Source organism: Xylanibacter sp. (genome assembly GCF_057607445.1).
This window is the reverse complement of sequence record NZ_DBLZAX010000005.1, coordinates 215149-231278: the sequence shown is the minus strand read 5'-3', so window position 1 is coordinate 231278 and position 16130 is coordinate 215149. Positions and strand designations below refer to the sequence as shown.

The following is a 16130-nucleotide window of genomic DNA, read 5'->3' as shown; positions in this document are numbered from 1 at the left end:
TTTCTATATTCATTTCAACTATACCATTTTCTGGCAGATATATACATTTCTTATTAAAGATATCATTAATTTGTTTTACTGTATTGGGGGTTGCCGCAAACAAAGCATTCGTTCGTTTTATAGCTTTTCTTATTTTGGGTGAAAAACGCATAATTCCATTATGTAATATTAATCTTGCAATAGCATCTGCTTTTCCTTTCCAGCCCATTGCTTTATATAGGCAAAAGGGTCTGTTTTCAACTCCTTGGATTGGTCCCCAAACATATGGAATATCCTTTATTTTCCAACATTCTCCGGGTTCTTTGAAACCTATTGGATTTAAGTAATGTACAATGTCTATGTTTTCTGCATTTACTATATCTTTAGCTCTTTTGTATACACATTTATACCAATATTTGTATTGTATAAAAGAACCATATTTATAATTTATTTTTCTACATAAAGCCAGAAACTTTGTCCAACGGTTATTCGGAACATGAACATCTATAAAATGTACATTTTGTAATTCATTTTTTGACAACCAGTTTTTCAATTCACTTACATTTCCAAAACCATTACCTGATGTACCATATATAACATACAATTCGTTATCTTTTGACATATGGGTAACATAGTTCCATGAAACGGAGAATTCGGACCCTCTGTAAGGCGAACACGGATATGTGATAACTAATATTTTCATTGTAACAAGTTTTTCAATATCTGTATCGACTTTTCCCTTTCGTTTGCGATAATAGAGTTTACGTTGTTGTAATCAATTTTATCATTAACTAATGAGAAGTTATTGAAGTTTTGTATTATCCTGTTTTCTAATCCTGTAAGTCTTAATATACTTTGGTTTCTGCTTCCGGTCTTGTTATTTGGTAATATTTCAATAAATTGTTTATTGAAATTTAATGCGAAAGCAGTTCCATGAAAAGAATCTGTTATAAAATAAGTACAATCTTTTATATATGATAGAAAATCTCCTAAGTCTGGTAAATATAAAAAATTACCGCCTCTTTTTATTTGATGGAGTGTTGGTGATACTCGATATAAGGGAAGGCCTAAACGTGAAGCTAGTTGTATTGCATAATTGTTTAATGCCGGGTTATTATGAAGTTGATATACAAGTATATATTCACCTTTTATTTTATTCTTGTTGACAATTAGATTTTGCCATTCTTGCCCAGTTAATAATAATGTAGGATCTAATACTTGACCTAGGCAATTAATGCCCATATCACTAAGAAGTTGTACAGCCGAGTCTTCTCTTACAGCAATTGCATCATATTTTGAAAGAAGTTTTTTATATTCGTTTTTAGTTTTATCCGTGAACTCTGTCCTTCCGAAACTTGCTGCATACGCGGTTTTTTTTGACTCTTTTACAAAAGAAAGGAAATAAGCTTCGTCATATTTTCCATTTAGAGTTGGTCCCCAAACTTGGTCACTACCGGTCATGAAGACATCTGCTTTCAGTCTTGATAGTTCACTAAGAGTTGTGCAATGTTCAGTTAACTTTAAGTATTTTGAACGCATCTTGTCAAATTTCCTTTCCGCAATGCTTTCTTCAGGATATCTCAGTAATATATATGCAATTCGTTTTATTATATTGCCACTCCACTCTTTTTTATTTTTCAAAGGTGTCGTTATGGCTCTTAAACCTCTTTCATCGTTTCTTATATAGTCAATTATTTCACACTTATGACCAAGCCTTTCTATTATCTTTATTGTTGCTATAGATTGTAACAACGAGCCATAGTTTGAAGGTGCATGGCGAGTAATAACCTTTATATCCATTATTTTAATATTTTGTTTCTTAAATCAGGAAACTTACATAGAACACGATAAAACAAAATTGGCATTCGAGGAAGTTTTTTAGCTATACAGCTTAGTATTTTCCGTTGCCTAAATTCTGCTTTTCCAGCCTTAATAATTTTATCACCACATTCTTCCCCTCTAAAGAAAGGAACCAGTTGCTGTTTTCTCCATACATCTTTTAATGACAATGCCGGCTCTACTTCTGTGTAGCTTTTTGCTTCTAAAACAATATTGGGGATATCTTTTAGAATATCCAATCCTTTTTCTGTATGTACAGTTATTAATGTTTCTCCTAATTCATTACTCTTTCTGATAATCCAAGGATCCATTAATGTTATGTCTGCATTGCTCTCAATACCATAAGAGTCACCGCATACATCACAGCCAGGCACAGTCCATAGCCTCCGACCAAATGGTAGTTGTGCGGCACGATGCCATGGTAATGAAGAGTTGTTTATTTTAACAATACCCGGCCATCCCGTACCTCTATATTGTGCATCGAACTCCTTATCTTTGTTTATCTTTTCTCCAATAATTTTAGCTAAGAAACGTGTTGAGTCTAGAGTTTTCTGTTGCTTACAGAATATGCAAATCTTTATCAATTCATTACATTTATTTTTTGCAAACTTCTCTAAGGCTCTAAGTTGACAAGAAGTGCCGACTATCATTAATCTATTGCATTTTTCTATTCTGTTAACATTAGTACACGCCATAACAGAATGATATATAGAATTTGGCAAGTCGCAATAATCGGGTATATTCTCTTTTGTGTAAAATTCTCCTTCAGCATAAGGATATTTATCTGTCTTTTTTAATGTGTATACACCATCTATATACTCGCTTCTTAATCCTTCTATTATTAATGTTTTGCATACGCCACCAGAAGAAGATTCTCTTCTAATTTTATCGTTTGAATTGAATCCTAAAAAGTATTTTTTATTAGGAAATTCATCAGAATAATCACGATAATTACATTCCTTATTTGCAGGGCATATATTAACACATTTCTTACACAAAATACATTTATCTATATCAATAATAATATCTTGCAGACCATTCTTTCTTAACTTAAAAGAAATAGCTTTTTGAGGACAAGCAGTTTTACAAATACCACATTGTTGACAATGTTCATATGAAAATAATATTAAACCTTTATTTAGAGTCAGCATTTGATTTAAATAAATTAATATATTTATTAACCATGATATCTAATGAAAATTTTTGTTTGACAGTGTCTTTCGAATTATTACTTAAATATTCCCATAATTTATCATTATTAAGTAATATTTCTATTTTATCCACAAGAGCATTTACTGAAAATGGAGGTATGATAAATCCTGTCTTCCCATTTTCTACAATCTCATTTGTTCCACCTCCCGTAGTAGCGATAACAGGTATTCCATAAGCCATAGACTCTAATATCGTATTTGAGACACCTTCTCTGTGAATATTGTTATTGGTACATAAAACAGATATATTAGATATATTTAGTATCGAATCTGTATCATTTCTAAAACCTGTAAATAATATATATTGTTTTTCTGCTTCTGAAAGTTGATTCTGATAAAAATCAATTAATTCCCCTTTTCCTACGCATAGGAATGTAATATCTTTTCTATATGAGATTATTTTTTTTGCTGCATCAATAAATGTTTGATAATCTTTATGTCTATTTATTCTTGCAACCATTGAAACCACATATTTTGTTTTTATATTTAACTCATTTAAAATATCATTTTTTTCTTTTATTTTTTTCTGACGATCGAAATCAAAACCATTATATATTACCAAAGATTTGTTTTTGGGAGCTTTATAAGCAATAAGTCCTGCATAGGAATTTCCAACAACAATATCTGAAATTTTAAATGATATATATTTTACAATATTAGAAATTGAGAAAAATTTTATTGGCATAGCGGCTGTTACTATAGCACTAATATATTTACACTTTATAAAAGGTTTAATAAAGCATAGATAAAAAGAAAATTTCATCAAACTCCAACACATTATATAGTCTGGCTTGATTAATTTTAATGTTTTATACAACTTATAAAATACATTCAAATCGAACCTCCCTTTTCTACCAATAATATGTATTTGCGCATATTTATATAAATCAGTATAATCAACAACGTTATCTATTAATATTACATGAACATCTTTTATATTATGCTCATTTAGCCCTTTAATCATCTGAAGGCATCTTCGTTCCTTTCCACCTCCAGCAAAGACATCTATTAATATTGCTAATCTCATTTTTCACTTTAATTTTCTAGACTTATATTTTTTATAAAATAAGCCTACAAATGCCCAAAATAATTTAATTATAAGCCTGTTAAAAATAATTTTATTTCATATTAAAATTATCAGGAAAAATCATCTTTTTTTTAGTTATAAATTTTTCCTCTGATAATGAAATTAAAAATCTTGCTTTTTCATCTTCAGACATTTTTTTAGAATTTAAATTAAAACGTTCATTTTGTTTTATATACTTTTCAATAGTTGAAATTATTCGAGCAGGATTACCACCTACGACAACTTTTGGTGGAACAGATTTTGTAACAACAGAGCCTGCCGCAATTAATGCGCCATCACCAATTGTAACACCAGGCATTATTAAACTATTAGTTCCAATATATACCCAATCACCAATTGTAACTCTTCCAAATACATCAAAATTAGGCAACACATTTCTTACAACATTTCCACCGCCATGAGTAAAAATTCTGACTCCTGTAGTGATTTGGCAATTACTACCTATAGTTATTAAATATGGTTCTGATGACCAACAATTTTTATCTGGAATGAAATTATTAGTTCCAATTTTAACACCAATGAATTTTGCATACCTTTCTGGCGACATAAAGAATTTAACAATTCGCTTTCTAATATTTGAGATGATTTTCATAATTATAATTTATAAATCCATATAAAATTCAGATAGCCTACGACCTTGATATATTGGGTCAAAAAATTTCATTGCTATTTCTTTTCCTTTTAAACCTATCATACGAGCTTTTTGAGGATCATCTAATATAAACTTCATGTATTTGATAAGTGCATCTTCATCATCCGGATTAAATATCAATGCACTTTTCTTGTCTTCTAAATATAAATTAGCATCACCTATTGTCGTTGTTATCACAGGAGTTCCACAGATAAGCATCTCTCCTAATTTTGTAGGAAAGCAATTTCTCGTTTGTAGATTATCACTTTTATAGATTATGGTCATAGCTGCAAAATACTGTAATGCAGCAACACGTCCTGTTGGAACTAATCCTAATAAATCCACATCTTTTTCAATACCTAATTTCTTTATCAATGGCAAATAACTACATTTTTCTGTTGCCTGAGGACCTGTAAATACTAATTTACAGGTTGTATTTGTTTCTCTTTTCAACCTTGCAAAGGCGTGTAATATTTTAGAAATGCTATCCTTTTGCTCAAGCATTGTTCCTGTATGGATAATATAAGGAACATTGTATTCATTTTTTAGGTTACTCACATCTTTATCGCAAAAAGGATCTTCAACTAATATAGGAACAATAATACTCTTTGCTTTTTTTGACTTATATTTTTCAACAAATTTGTTTAAATCACGAGATATGGCTATAAATCCATCATAATGAGGCATAACGAATCTATATTCAAACCATTTACAGAATTTATGCCACTTTGAATTAACATTCCCTAATGCAGAAGGATGCTCGCATGTTTCTTTTACAACTTTTGCTCCTTTTATTTTTGCAGCTAACAAGATCAATATTTGTAGAAATATAGGATAATAATATACATATACAATTTCTTTTCTGTGTATGTGTTTTAATGCATAAAAGAATGAACGAATATAGTCTATCACTAAATAATCTAATCTTCTAATTATTTTATTTTTCTTGGAGAACTTATACTTTCCACATACATAGATATATGATATTCCTTTATAGATTCCTTCTATTGGCAAACCATCATCATTTTCTTTTTCTAAACACTTTTGACATATAACAACATCTATAATATGTCCTTCGGCTAAAAGACCTTTTGCGTAACAAAGACGTCTTTTGGCTGCAGCCATTCCATAAGGGAAAGTATTATTTATATAAAAATGAATATTCATGTTAATTATAAATATTATATTTTTGTATTTATTATTAATGCAGAAATTTTGTTTATTAATATTGCTATTATTATTCCTAATAATATTATGCACAAATATTCCAAATAATGTCCGTAGAATAGACTGCAATACCCAATTCTATTTACTACATCTTTAATAACTTCACATAAATATCTATTTGCTAAATATGATTCTAATGATAGGATTCCAAGCCAAGATATAAATTTAAAGACCACGCTATCTTTTATATAATCAAAACATGTTGCTATTACAATAAGAATAGCAGGAACAATACACCACCATGCAAAAATGTTTGCATTTATTTGATGAATTATCAAATAAGATGAAATGGATAAAATAAGTATTAATAGAGTATTAATTTTAATGTTTTGTTTGACTAATGAAGCCAATGCCATTCCAATTACGAAACTAGGAACTCTTACAAATGTCCATTGAATATTTTTTAATATTTCATAAAATGGTTTATCATGAACACTTTCAATTGATATATTACATAATATTAATATAAAAATAATAATAAATATCGTCTTAAATAGCTTATATCTACCATTATATAAAATTCTATATATTAAAGGTGTTAATGCATATAATGGAATTAATAATGCAATATACCATGCTCCATGATGCCAAACCCAAAATCCAAATGTGGAATAAATTAAGATTTCATGAAAAAAATTAAAATCACCAATAATAATATAATATAACCAAAAAGGTAATTGTATTAATGTATATGGTACAAATATTCTATAAAAACGCTTTTTATACCATGCTTTTAATTTTTTTGTTTTCGATAAAGAATAATAACAACCTAAGCCTGATAAGAATAAGAATATGTCGACCCCAATATTTCCGTAAGCTAAGATGAAACGTAATAATCCATCAACATTTACTCCATATTTTGGTATATGACATAATATAATCATTATGGTAGCAACCCCCATTAAAAATGTTCTTTGCCTACTTAAAAGACCAAGATTAAAAACATTTAGCTTGTTAATAAGTATCATATTTATTATTTGTATTATAACATAAAATTATGTATTACTATATTTTTTCATATCCAATTTCTCACAACTATGAATATTAAAAAATCCATAAAACCAAAATGATGTAAATACTGGTATTGATAGAATTGGATAAGATATTGCTGATAAGCATAAAATTAATAATAATGCCATTTTCCTTTTTACCACACTATCTTTAGCAATTTTGATTGAAGATATAAATAAAATATAAAAAAATATCACACCTAAAATTAAACCAAATGATGATAACACTTTAACAAGACCGTTTGCTAATACATAATTTGTAGAAATATTAGTTCTAAAATATGAATGGTCTATATTTCTACCATATCCTAAAATAGGATCATTTAGGAGATTTAACCACTCAAAACTCATTGCATCAAAACGATCCAAAGAACCTATATATTCTCCTTCTGCATATTTGTTTGTATTCCATACAAACGATTCTTCTAATCTTGACAAATCTTTGGCATTAGATAATCTTGAAGAAATTTTATCACCCATAAAATCTAATTGCATAAAGCCATAAGTTATTGGAGCTACAACAAATAATAGAAATAATATATTTTTTATATTTAATTTATTTAATAAAAAAACTATGTATAAAACAATTACAGAAAAATATCCTGTTGTAGATTGTGTTGTAAACAACGCTATCAATAGCCACCATATATTTTTATTCCTTTTAAATTTAACACCATATTGACATAAATTACAAAAAATAGCTAAAGAAATCATAATTGCAAAACGCCCAGGTTCCCAAGAGCATCCAGCATTCCTTATAATACCAGAATAAACCTGGCCTTTTGCAGGATCCATCCATGTAAAAAGATACAAAACACTATTTCCATAAGTTGTTTCGGGAAATAACCGAAATATGAATGATGAAGCTGGAACTAAAACTGATATTGCCCATAACCAAACTGCTATTTTACATAAGAAAACCATAATATTCTCATATATTGGAACAATCTTATATCCAAATACTTTATTATGTATATAAGCAATTATAATAGCATATATCATAAAAAAGTGATATGATAGTTCTTCTGTGGTATAAATACCATATTTGACTAAAGAACAAATAGCCCATATTAAATATAAGATAATAACAATAAATAATTTTTTATTGTTAAAAGTGATAGGATTCTTCCTACATAAAATAAATGTTAATACTATTGGCATCAAGAAAGGTATAGGATTTCCTGATAGACTAGCAACCATACGGCTCGTTTCTGGTGTTGCTTGAGCCATATAAATAATCATGACAAACATATAAAATATGCTGTAACGATTGTATTCTTTTTTCCTTTTTGTATTAAAAAAAATCATTATATTTCATCCTTAACAAACTACATTCCGATTCATTCCACGAAATTTTCTATAATAGAATAATAAAGAAAAATAATAAATTGAAGAACTCAAAATTCTTGTTATGATTGCTGCTGTAATTCCATAAAAATATATTCCTATTGTATAACCTACCAACGATATAAATCCACTAATCCATGCTGCATTACGTAAATATGTACCTTTACCATGAGCACCTAAAAAACGATTATATACATCACCCAATCCATGAAGTGTAAATCCAATAGCCATTACACTTGCATAAAATGCTACGTTGGCATAAGAATCATTATATAATATATCCACTATTGGATAAATCAATATTATAAAAGCACATAAACTTGCAATAGACATTAAATATGTTCCCAATAAAAGCTTACGAGGAATAAAAGATTGATGTGCAAATTGCTTAAAATAAGTTGTTCCAATAACATTTGGCAACATCATTAAAGGCGATGTTACTGTTAAAGCTAATGTGTAATACCCAACATTAGTATTATCATTACCAAACACTCCTAAGCTTACTCCTGCAATATATTGAATAGACACATTTGCCAATGAACCATAATATACCTGCAGACCATATTGTTTGTTTTCATCCTTTAATTTATAAAGTGTTTGTTTAAGAGAAGAAAAATTGGGAGAATTCTTAAAAATTAAGAATAATAATATTATTAGCGCAATACCATTTTGCAATAGAAGCATTTTCTCTGCTGATGCGCCACTATATTTATAAACAAGAAATGCAATAATTAAATATATAAATTGTGGCAATAAACGTGCAAAGGCTATTGTTGTTATGCTGTTGTCCCCTTGAGATGAAGTATTAATATAATTAAGTAAAAGAGTTGAACCGCATACAGGTACAACAAGATAAAAAAGATAATAAAACTTTTTGTGGAGACAATAATCATGTATAAAACCGCTTATTAACATCACCACAATCATTAATATTATAGTAATGCCTAATATAAAAACCAATCCTCCTTTTATTTTGTTTGCTTCATCTTTATCCTTTGCCAATGCTAAAAGCCTACTCCCCGAAACAAAATATCCAAATAAAAATATTCCAGAAAAAAAAGCAATTATATTATTAACATAACGTACATCACCATAACTTGAAGGTTCTAGAAATCTTGTATTTACAATAGATACTAAAACTCCTAAGAATATACCAATTATTGTGCACGAATACAATAAAATTACTTGCCGTTTAGATTTATTTAAATTCATTATATAATATATAAACTATCAATCCTATAAATTACAAATTAAACATTTTCTTCGCCTCTTCATAACTATCCAAGCTACCTATATCAAACCTTTTTCCCGGCATTACCCAGGCATGCATATCGGTATTCTCACAAAGATAATGGGCAAGATTACCCGGAGCATCAAATCCACAGCCGTGGCTCATGCAGTCTTTGATAAGCGGCAAGTCCTTTTTGCTGTATATATAGAATGGAGGAACAGCCCAGTTTGATACAGGTTTTTCAGGCTTCTCCTGCATCTGCAGCACTTTCATATTTTCATCAACGGCAATCACTCCTGTACGCTGCAGCTTCTTCAGTTCAGGTTCGTTATGGCACATTATCACAGACGTACCTTTCTCCTTGAAGAAGTCTACAAAGCCCTGCAGCGAGAAGTCGAGTATGTTGTCTGCCGCTACGACCATCATGTCGTCATCCACATTGCAGCTGTCAATGGCCAGCAGCAGATCCTTAACGGCTCCAAGGCGTGTCTCGTTAGTCTCTGTCCCGTCGTCAATAATTCTTACGGGCTTTGACATTTTATGCTCTGCCGCCCACTTCTCAAAATGACCTGCAAACTTATGATTTGTTACAATGATATGCTCGTCAATATCATCAATCTTATCTATATCGTCAAGTAGTCTGCCTAAGATAGTGCTGTTGCCTATTTCCAACAGCGGCTTCGGAAAATTCTCTGTCAACGGATAAAGCCTCGTTGCATATCCGGCTGCTATTACTATATTTTTCATATTTAGCTTATTCTGTTATAATTTTAAAGAAACTCAACACCATTACTCGGGTTGCAGAAGTACACTTCAAAGGTGTCTTTATATTGTGGAAAACGCTTCAAATATTCTTCACTTACATATTGTTTTATCTGTTCCTCCTTCGATGGATCAACCAAGGCTATACATGCTCCTTTAAATCCCGCTCCGCTGAACCGTCCGCCGTATATGCCATCAGTTGTCCGCATTATTTCATATAAGGCAATCAGTTCTTTTGAGCCACATTCATAATTGTTTATCGAACTTTCACAGCTCTCAAATATGAGCTTTCCAAAAGCTTCTATGTCACCACGTTTCCATGCTTCAACACCTTTTCTCACCCTCTCACATTCTGTATAGAAATGCCTTCCACGCTTGGCAAATCTTTCAGGCATCCGGTCGGCATATTTCACGAAGTCAGCTTCAGGTACATCTCTAAGACGTGTATCTTCCAGTTCCTTCAGCGGCTTGTTCATGTATGCTTCTGTAATCCATGCAGCTGTTTTACATTCAGACACACGCAAGTTATAGTCGGTGCCCGTCAGCTTACGTGTCACTCCACTGAAGAATACTCCTATTTTGAACGGCATCTGCACATTGCCGCTACCAAAAGGAATAAGTTCATACTCTGATGTCTCTGTGTCAAGATACAGCAGTTTGTCTGACTCACACAACACCACGCAGGCCTGATCCAATATACCATTTCGCAAGCCTACATATTCGCGCTCTGCCTTGCTTGCATAACTTATCACATGCATTTTGTCAAGGCTTATGTTGTTTACTTTTGCTATAGCCATTACAAATCCGCATAGCAATGCTGCCGACGAGGATACTCCGCCTACCGGCATTGAGCCTTTAACTATTCCGCGCACACCTTTTTCCAGATGATAATCCTGCTGCAAAGCCCATACAGCCCCACGCAGATAGTCGCCCCAATTGTTTTGTTTTTCATCCACAGGCTTCTGAACATTGAAAGTCATCAGTCCTTCAAAACTCAACGAGGCCATTTCTACCTTTCCCGTATCTGTAGCCGAAAACAAGAAATCAATGCCATTGTCAAAAGCAAAACCGCTTACCAATCCGTGCTGATGGTCAACATGCGCGCCTAACGGACAAATGCGGTATGGCGAAAATAACTGATATAAGGCATCACCCTTACCAAAGAAGGTACGATACGCCTGATGTAAATCTTGCATGATTAATTCTATTATTTTCTATTGAAAACTATTTATAAACCATTGATTTTTTAATCAAAACTCAGTGGTTTTCTTTACAAAAACAAATGAGTTATAAGAAGAGTAGGCGCAAAAGCGCAATTAAAAATTAATAGTTAAAAGTGAAAAAACAAAATTCGACGTTAGTCAATCCAAATGCTCTGTTAGTTCTTTTAGTAAGAGTTGGGGTTGCTATTGACTCTAACTTATAGCCAACTTGTTGGCGATAACTTCTATAACTACTTTAACTCCTATCCGGATTCTACATCTGTCCTTCTTTTTTCACCTCTGTTCTTAGTAATTTATCTTTACATATTGAAAGTATAATCACCTTGTAGTAAGGTTGTATATATTTTGTTCGTTATGCAACATTTATTGTCCCATATCAGAAAATCTTTTTCCAGTTTTGAAAAAGATTTTGAAAATAAATATTTACATTTTATTTTTCGGTTTTATTTTTTTATTTCAAAAAAGATTTGGACTTTTTCGCGTTTTTTGCTACAGGTAGTGATTAAAGCCTGCAGTGCTCTGTTAAAGGGTAACCACACAGATGTAAGTCGCTGTATATATGCGTGTTACATTCGTTTCTTATGCCATTTTCAACCTTCAAGAGCACTGTAAGAGTGATAGGGTGGTAAGCTGTTTTCAAAACTTTTTATATATATGCAATAAAATAAATTATCGGCATGTATATATATTCATTTTATTTTTTTTGCGCGTATATAATATAAAAAGTTTATAAAGTAGGTGGTAACCCTGTCACTGTGTGAATTAAAAAGCCCCACCAAACCTCCCCCGTGGGGAGGCTTTTGTTTAGCCATATGCCTTTATTGCTTCTTGTCAGCATCTGGACTAACTTTCTTAATTTTTAATTGCTCAAGCCTGCTCTTCACTTAATAATGCTTCTTTAACTCCTAATTCTTTGTTTTCTTCTCATTTTCGCCCGAACTGCCATTCACTTTATTTCCTCTTCCGTCTTGAAGTTGCCGCGCCAGGCGATGGAGCCTTTGGTGATGAGGCGCTCCATGGGGAGGCACTCGTAATAGACGAAACTTCTGAGGAAGGCCAGTATGCTGTTGTCGTTAGACTTTCTGGTACCGGTAGTGAGGTCCATAGTGTATGACTCAATGAGATGGCCGTGATCCCATACTTCATAGTCGATGCGGCACTCCGGTGTATGCGAAAGATCCATGGTCCATGTGCCGTCGGGACGGCCTTCGGCATCACAGCGGCCGGTGAAGATCTCGCCGGAGAAATGACCGTTTATGGCACCACAGGGATGACCGTCGCTCATTTCCACAAAGAGAAGATTGTCAACGCCATTTCTGCCGTTCTTGCCGGATGACTTATACTTATAGATGCCATTGTGACGGCCCTCGAAATAGTCGACGTAGAGCAGCTTGTTGGAACCATGGCGCTTATGGTGGAACTTCCAGCGGCCATGTTTGCTGCTGTGCAGATAGGTGCCGCTGACATAGTCTGTCGTCTTGCCGTGAGGGTGGTAGTAATATTTGCCCAGATAATAGAAGCTGCCTTCGTAAATGCGGCCGTCGGCACGCTCGTCGTAGTAATAATAGGCCTTTCCGTCGAGATAGCGGCCGGCATAGTGCTTGCTGCCGTTACGTATTTTGTGGATAAAGGGAAATTTAAGTAGTTCCTTAAACTGCCTGGACAGTGTGTCAAACATATTTTTTCTTTTTGTTTTATTTGTGCCCTCCCGGCTGTGGAGAGCATTAAACATCTACGATGGCGTCAGCCGCAACGGGTCAGCAGAAAATAGTCAGTAAGAATGAATTAACCGATGTCGATGATTGATATTAAGAGTTAGTCGGTTTTATATTATATGATGTATTTGTTTTTCTGTACTGCTGACACGTCATTACGCCAGATTTATCATTATTGCAATATTGTTATTTGTATATTGTTGAAGGCAAGACCTTAGCATCAGGACAAACTTTCTTAATTATTAATTGCTCAAGCCTGCTTTTCGTTCTTCACTTAGAAAAATCGAAATATAAGCCTCCACACGGGGGAGGTTTGGTGGGGCTCTTTAGTTGCGCTTTTGCGCTCTCGTACTATAGTTTTAAAACTTTTTGTCCCCGTGGGGACAATTTTGTTAATGCTACAAAATGTTGTTATATATTTGTGGCCATCGCAGACAGTCTGCGTGGCAAAAAAACTAAATCTAAAAGAATAATATGCAATCTACTATCTTCAAAAACATGTACAGCCAAGACTGCCGGAGCATTGAGTGGCAGGAGATATTTAACATCATTACCGGAAACACTCTTGCCGGAGATACTGCAAAATACAGATATTACTTAAGCTGCAAACTGGACGATGACGCACAAAAGCTGAAAAAGCGCATGCCGGCATTTACGCCTGCCGTGGTGTGCAACGGCGGCAGAAAGCCAGAAAACTTTGTAAGCCTGACAGGCGTGGGTATGTGCGACTTTGACCATGTGGACGATGTCGAGAAAGCCATGGCTGCTGTCGCAGACGACATTCACACGATGATGACTTACAGGACTATATCGGGCAATGGTGTAAGAGTGCTGTTTCGCTATGAGCCTTCAAACGGTGAAGCATGGCCGGCCAACGGCGACGCCAGAGGCATGGCAGAGATGTATGACAGGGCCTTTGCCGAAGGTAATGCATATTTTGCGCGTCTGCTGGGATGCGAAGCCGACGGACAGTGTAAGAACCTTGGGCGGCTGTCGGTGTTATGTCATGACGAAAAAGCAGTCATGAAGCCTGACTGTGTGCCTTTTGTGATAAGCCGCAGCAAGGACGGCACGAAAAAGGAAAACAGAAAGGCCCAGGGACGGCGCCCCGTGTTGGGCAACGCCATATATGCCATAGAGCAAAGACTCGATGCCGACGGAGTAAGGTATATTAAAGGCTCATACAACAGATATGTGTCGCGCACAGGATATTATCTCAACATGCTCGGCATAGACGAGAACGAGGCTACACAATGGGCGGTAAGCAACTTCAGCGACTATGACGAAAAGGACGTGAGAAGTATATTCAGATCGTGCTACTCACACACTGACGAGTTTGGCTCGCTGTCTATCAATGCCTTAAAACGCCATGACCAGACCGACGGCAAGCGCAGGCGCAAGGCTGACGCTAAAAGCGGCAGGCCGAAGGCAGACTATGCGTCGGTGGACGATATTGAGAGTTTTCTTGACAGTCAGGCAAAATTCAGATTTAACATCATCACGAGAAAGATAGAGACTAACTTCAACGACAACGGCGACAGAGCCGGACGCTTCAGAGAGCTTACTGACCGCGACGAGAACACGCTGTGGTCAAGGATGTGCAAAAGCGGCATAAAAGCCAAGAGCTGCGATGTGCACAGTGTGCTGGGGTCTGAATTTGTGGCTGAATGGAACCCGTTTAAAGAGTATTTTGACAATCTGCCCGAATGGGACGGCACCACTGACCATATAGGCACGCTGACGGCTATGGTGCACGTCAGGAAGGGCGACTTATGGGATGACACCGAAGACCCGCAGGGCCTGTTTGACATGTGTTTCAGAAAATGGCTCGTGGCCATGGTGGCGTCGCTGCTCGACAAGGAGGTGGTGAACAACGTGATAATGGTGCTGATAGGCCGTCAGGGCATATACAAGACCACGTTTTTCAACTATCTGCTGCCGGAGGAGCTGCGCCCGTATTTTTATACTAAGACCAACAGCGACACGATGACGAAGGACGACAGGCTGTCGCTGGCGGAATATGCTATCATTTGTCTTGAAGAGATCGACTCGATGCGCACGCCGGAACTGAACCAGCTGAAGGCTCTCGTAACGACGAAGACGATAAACGAGAGGGCGGCTTACAGCAGGTATAAGGAGAACAGGGCGCACATAGCCTCGTTCTGCGGCACGGGCAACAACATGCAGTTTCTGACGGATCAGACGGGCAACCGCCGCTGGCTGCCCTTTGAGGCTGACTATATAGACGACCCGCGCACCGTGAGGTATGACTACCAGGGCATATACAGTCAGGCGCTGGCACTATGGCGCAGCGGCATGGCTTACTGGTTTAACGGGTCGGAGATTAACACCATGGCGCGCCACATAAAGTCGTTCGAGGTGCCTAACGTTGAAGAGGAACTGATAGTGACCTACTACAGGCTGCCGCTGGAGAACGAGCCGTATAAGCTGGTGAACGCCACGAATATCATTGAGCATATCAACATCTTCATCAAACGTGCCCTCTCGACCATCAAAGTGGGCGTAGCCATGAAAAAACTTGGCTTTAAACAGAAAACAACCAGTCGCGGACGGATGTATATGGTGGTAGAGAGGGAAAGGGCGAATTAAAAGCCCCACCAAACCTCCCCCGTGGGGAGGCTTTTGTTTCGCCAATTGTATTGTGCCAGCGGATCTGTGCTCCATGAGTTTCTTCTCAGTAGTTAGAGTAGTTATAGGAGTTATCGCCAACGGAGTTGGCTAGGAGTTAAAGTCATATGCAAACGTAGTACGTGTGAAACAGACCAACAAAGCAATTGGATTTTTCACTCTTCGTTCTTCACTCTTCACTTTCGTAAGACGCACTACGTTTGCTAATGTGCCGGCTGA

The 16130-nt window shown here is 35.1% G+C and carries 12 protein-coding genes and 1 pseudogene; 1 reads left to right on the top strand and 12 read right to left on the bottom strand.

Annotation, left to right across the window (positions count from 1 at the left end; translation table 11 throughout):
• The 12 genes and pseudogenes from ACZMIG_RS06130 to ACZMIG_RS06075 form a co-directional block, all read right to left on the bottom strand.
• A pseudogene (locus ACZMIG_RS06130) lies at window positions 1-682 on the bottom strand (hypothetical protein); the annotation flags it as partial.
• Entirely contained in the window at window positions 679-1779 is a 1101-nt protein-coding gene (locus ACZMIG_RS06125) for a polysaccharide pyruvyl transferase family protein (protein ID WP_487889265.1), read from the bottom strand. The gene ACZMIG_RS06125 and the pseudogene ACZMIG_RS06130, both read right to left, overlap by 4 nt.
• Window positions 1779-2969, bottom strand: coding sequence for a Coenzyme F420 hydrogenase/dehydrogenase, beta subunit C-terminal domain (locus ACZMIG_RS06120; RefSeq protein WP_418873983.1), 1191 nt, complete (start codon window positions 2967-2969; stop codon window positions 1779-1781). The genes ACZMIG_RS06125 and ACZMIG_RS06120 overlap by 1 nt, the downstream gene beginning before the upstream one ends.
• Complete coding sequence (locus ACZMIG_RS06115; protein WP_418873984.1) at window positions 2953-4056, bottom strand: glycosyltransferase; 1104 nt, start codon at window positions 4054-4056, stop codon at window positions 2953-2955. The genes ACZMIG_RS06120 and ACZMIG_RS06115 overlap by 17 nt, the downstream gene beginning before the upstream one ends.
• A gap of 91 nt (window positions 4057-4147) precedes the next feature.
• A complete protein-coding gene (locus tag ACZMIG_RS06110; protein WP_418873985.1) occupies window positions 4148-4708 on the bottom strand; it encodes an acyltransferase in 561 nt (186 codons plus the stop codon).
• A gap of 9 nt (window positions 4709-4717) precedes the next feature.
• Entirely contained in the window at window positions 4718-5872 is a 1155-nt protein-coding gene (locus ACZMIG_RS06105; protein ID WP_418873986.1) for a glycosyltransferase, read from the bottom strand.
• A gap of 56 nt (window positions 5873-5928) precedes the next feature.
• Window positions 5929-6942, bottom strand: coding sequence for an acyltransferase family protein (locus tag ACZMIG_RS06100; protein ID WP_487889264.1), 1014 nt, complete (start codon window positions 6940-6942; stop codon window positions 5929-5931).
• Window positions 6943-6969: 27 nt separating this feature from the next.
• Window positions 6970-8292, bottom strand: a complete 1323-nt coding sequence (locus tag ACZMIG_RS06095; protein ID WP_487889263.1) for a hypothetical protein — start codon at window positions 8290-8292, stop codon at window positions 6970-6972.
• Window positions 8293-8304: 12 nt separating this feature from the next.
• Complete coding sequence (locus tag ACZMIG_RS06090; RefSeq protein ID WP_418874890.1) at window positions 8305-9543, bottom strand: lipopolysaccharide biosynthesis protein; 1239 nt, start codon at window positions 9541-9543, stop codon at window positions 8305-8307.
• A gap of 31 nt (window positions 9544-9574) precedes the next feature.
• Window positions 9575-10309 carry a sugar phosphate nucleotidyltransferase gene (locus ACZMIG_RS06085; RefSeq protein ID WP_487889262.1) on the bottom strand — a complete coding sequence of 245 codons (735 nt, stop codon included), beginning with the start codon at window positions 10307-10309 and terminating at the stop codon, window positions 9575-9577.
• 23 nt (window positions 10310-10332) lie between these two features.
• A complete protein-coding gene (locus ACZMIG_RS06080) occupies window positions 10333-11520 on the bottom strand; it encodes a GHMP family kinase ATP-binding protein (RefSeq protein ID WP_487889261.1) in 1188 nt (395 codons plus the stop codon).
• A gap of 973 nt (window positions 11521-12493) precedes the next feature.
• A complete protein-coding gene (locus tag ACZMIG_RS06075) occupies window positions 12494-13225 on the bottom strand; it encodes a hypothetical protein (RefSeq protein ID WP_487889260.1) in 732 nt (243 codons plus the stop codon).
• Between the two features lie 511 nt (window positions 13226-13736).
• On the opposite strand from ACZMIG_RS06075, the gene ACZMIG_RS06070 reads away from it, so the two are divergent.
• Window positions 13737-15872, top strand: a complete 2136-nt coding sequence (locus ACZMIG_RS06070; protein WP_487889259.1) for a VapE domain-containing protein — start codon at window positions 13737-13739, stop codon at window positions 15870-15872.
• Window positions 15873-16130 lie beyond the last annotated feature (258 nt).